This window comes from Betaproteobacteria bacterium, assembly GCA_016791345.1.
GTDB lineage: Bacteria > Pseudomonadota > Gammaproteobacteria > Burkholderiales > JAEUMW01 > JAEUMW01.
On sequence record JAEUMW010000202.1, the window covers coordinates 1 to 3,511 of the forward strand.

Genomic DNA, 3,511 nt, shown 5'->3' on the forward strand with positions numbered 1-3,511 from the left:
ACGCGCGTAATCGAGAGCCCCGGTATCGCGGATGACTTCCGCCACCGGCCCGAACTCGCCCGAACCCCCGCTTTCGATCGCGGCGCGGATCAGCGCCGATTGCTGTGGCGTGCCGCACGCCATCGCGCGAATGAGCGGCAGCGTCGGCTTGCCCTCGGCCAGGTCGTCGCCCAGATTCTTGCCGGTGGTAACGAGGTCGCCGGAGTAGTCGAGCACGTCGTCGATCAACTGGAAGGCGGTGCCCAGGTGCATGCCGTAACGCGCGGCAGCGTCTTCCTGCGCGCCTTCGACGCCGCCGAGTATGGCCCCGATGCGCGAGGCCGCCTCGAACAGCTTCGCCGTCTTGTAGCGGATGACGCGCAGGTAGCCATCCTCGTCGATCTCGGGGTTGTGGCAGTTGAGGAGCTGCAGCACCTCGCCTTCCGCGATGACGTTGGTGGCGTCCGCGAGAACTTCGAGCACGCGCATGTTGCGCACCGAGGTCATCATCTGAAACGAACGGGAGTACAGGAAGTCCCCCACGAGCACGCTCGCCTCGTTGCCGAAGAGGGCATTCGCGGTTGCGCGACCGCGCCGCATCTCGGAGGCATCGACCACGTCATCGTGCAGCAGGGTTGCCGTGTGAATGAACTCGACGACCGCCGCCAGCGCGTGATGATGCGGCCCCTGATAGCTGTGGGCGCGTGCCGAAAGGCAGAGCAGCGCCGGCCGCAGCCGCTTGCCGCCGCTTTGCACGATGTATTCCGCCACCTGCCGGATGAGGACGACCTCGGAGCGCAGATGATGGCGAATGGACTCGTCCACCGCGCGCATGTCTTCGGCGACGGCGGCGCGAATCGCTTCAAGTGGGGACACGACGCGAGCCCGAAGAAAAAGGCTGGATGGTAGGGAGCGCGCCGGATCGGGTCAAGCGGAACCCGGAAGGCCGACGCCACACTCGTGGTCGCCAACCGAGGTTGAGCCGGGCATTGGGCCGCGCTATACTACGCGGCTTTTCGAAAGAGTCATTCGCGGGGTCGAAATGTTCGCGGTCATCAAAACCGGTGGCAAGCAGTATCGGGTGGCGAGCGGGGATCAGCTCAAGGTCGAGAAGCTCGCGGGCGAGGTCGGCAGCGAGATCGTCCTCGACCAGGTGCTGGCGGTCGGCCAGGGCGCCGATGTTGCGCTGGGCACACCGCTCGTTTCGGGCGCTTCGGTGCGTGCGACAGTGGTGTCTCACGGTCGCCACGACAAGGTCACCATCTTCAAGATGCGTCGCCGGAAGCATTACCGGAAGTCTCAGGGTCATCGGCAAAGCTACACCGAAATCCGCATCGAAGCGATCACCGTCTAGGTCGCACGGGGAAACCGATCATGGCACACAAGAAAGCAGGTGGCAGCTCTCGCAACGGCCGCGACTCGCAGTCCAAGCGGCTGGGCGTCAAGCGCTTCGGCGGCGAAACGATCAGGGCCGGCAGCATCATCATCCGCCAGCGCGGGACGCAGGTGCATCCCGGCGAGAACGTCGGCATCGGTCGCGACCATACGCTCTTCGCGAAGGTCGACGGGCAGGTCCGCTTCTCCGTGAAAGGGCCGGCGAGTCGCAAGGTGGTGAGCATCGTCCCGGCGTAGAGCGCACCGGTCAGAGGAGGCCCTATCGTCCGCGATAGGGCCTTTTTCATTCCGGAAGCCAAACCATGAAGTTCGTCGACGAGGCAACCATTGAAGTGCACGCCGGCAAGGGCGGCGACGGGGTCGTCAGCTTTCGCCGCGAGAAATACGTCCCGCGCGGCGGCCCGAACGGCGGGGACGGCGGACGCGGTGGCAGCGTCTTTGCGCTCGCGGACCGTAACGTCAACACCCTGATCGAATACCGTTTCGCCCGGTTGCATCGCGCAAGGAACGGCCAGAACGGCATGGGCTCCGAGTGCACCGGCCGCAGCGGGGACGACATCGTTCTCACGATGCCCGTCGGCACCGTGGTCAGGGATGCGGATACCGGCGAGATCGTCGCCGATCTCTGCCGCGACGGGCAACGGACGCTGCTCGCCCGCGGCGGGCAGGGCGGGCTTGGCAATGTGCATTTCAAGTCGAGCACGAATCGCGCGCCCCGGCAATGCACGCCGGGTGAAGCCGGGCAGGCGCGGCGCCTCGCGCTGGAGCTGCGTGTACTGGCCGATGTCGGCCTGCTGGGCCTGCCCAATGCCGGGAAATCGAGTTTCATCCGCGCGGTGTCGGCGGCGCGGCCCAAGGTCGCGGACTATCCGTTCACCACGCTGCACCCGAATCTCGGCGTGGTGCGCGTGGACGAGCGGCGCAGCTTCGTCGTCGCCGACATTCCCGGACTGATCGAAGGTGCGGCCGATGGCGCCGGACTCGGGCACCAGTTCCTGCGGCACCTGGCGCGCACGCGCCTGTTGCTGCACATCGTCGACATCGCTCCCTTCGACCCCGGCGCCGACCCGGTGCGCGACGCCGCAGCCATCGTCCGGGAGTTGCAGCGGCACGACGAATCCCTGTTCAGAAAGCCGCGGTGGCTGGTCTTGAACAAGCTCGATCTCGTGCCGGAGGACGAGCGCGCGCTGCACGTGAAGGCATTGCTGGAACGCTTCGATCAGCCGACGCCGGTATTCGAGATCTCGGCCCTCACGGGTGAGGGTTGTCGCGCGCTATGCTTCGCGGTCATGGATTTCCTGGACGCGCATCGCCCGCCGCAGATTGACGAAGACGCGCACGAGAGCAATGATGCCGTGCGCGAATCCGGTGATGGTTGAGTCGCGGTGATGGCATCGGTACTCGCAACGGCGGGCCGACTGGTGATCAAGGTCGGCAGCAGCCTCGTGACCAACGACGGGCAGGGCCTCGACCACGCCGCCCTGGCCGGCTGGGCGGAACAGGTGGCGGCGCTGCGCCAGCGCGGGCGCGAGGTGATCCTCGTCTCGAGCGGCGCCATCGCCGAGGGCATGCAGCGGCTCGGCTGGCGCAAGCGTCCGCGCGCCGTGCACGAACTGCAGGCGGCGGCGGCGGTCGGCCAGATGGGGCTCGTGCAGGCGTACGAGTCCTGCTTCGCGAAACACCGGCTCGTGACTTCGCAGGTGCTGCTCACGCACGACGACCTCGCCGATCGCAAGCGCTATCTGAATGCGCGCACCACGCTGCGCACGCTGCTGGCACTCGGCGTCATCCCGGTCATCAACGAGAACGACACCGTCGTCACCGACGAGATCCGCTTCGGCGACAACGATACGCTCGCCGCACTCGTCACCAATCTCGTGGAGGCCGGCGCGCTGGTCATCCTCACCGATCAGGCGGGCCTCTTCACGGCGGATCCGCGGAAGGATCCGCGGGCGGAGCTCGTCCGCCACGCCACCGCGGGCGACCCGGCGCTCGAACGCATGGCCGGCAGCGCCGGCAGTGACATCGGCCGCGGCGGCATGCTGACCAAGGTGATCGCCGCCAAGCGCGCCTCACGCAGCGGTGCGCACACGGTGATCGTCTCCGGGCGCGAACCTGACGTGCTGGTGCGCCTGAT

General features: G+C 67.1%; 5 protein-coding genes. 4 read left to right on the top strand and 1 reads right to left on the bottom strand.

The features are described 5' to 3' along the window. A partial coding sequence (locus JNK68_07690; protein MBL8540239.1) for a polyprenyl synthetase family protein occupies positions 1-813 on the bottom strand: 813 nt, incomplete at its 3' end. A 208-nt stretch (positions 814-1,021) separates the two neighbouring features. Between JNK68_07690 and rplU the strand changes: the two genes are divergently transcribed. From rplU to proB, 4 genes are all read left to right on the top strand, one after another. Then, complete coding sequence (gene rplU / locus JNK68_07695; protein ID MBL8540240.1) at positions 1,022-1,333, top strand: 50S ribosomal protein L21; 312 nt, start codon at positions 1,022-1,024, stop codon at positions 1,331-1,333. A 20-nt stretch (positions 1,334-1,353) separates the two neighbouring features. Further along, positions 1,354-1,611 carry a 50S ribosomal protein L27 gene (gene rpmA / locus JNK68_07700; GenBank protein ID MBL8540241.1) on the top strand — a complete coding sequence of 86 codons (258 nt, stop codon included), beginning with the start codon at positions 1,354-1,356 and terminating at the stop codon, positions 1,609-1,611. A 65-nt stretch (positions 1,612-1,676) separates the two neighbouring features. Further along, positions 1,677-2,753 carry a GTPase ObgE gene (gene obgE, locus JNK68_07705; protein ID MBL8540242.1) on the top strand — a complete coding sequence of 359 codons (1,077 nt, stop codon included), beginning with the start codon at positions 1,677-1,679 and terminating at the stop codon, positions 2,751-2,753. A gap of 9 nt (positions 2,754-2,762) precedes the next feature. After that, on the top strand, positions 2,763-3,511 hold a 749-nt coding region (proB, locus tag JNK68_07710), incomplete at its 3' end, for a glutamate 5-kinase (protein MBL8540243.1).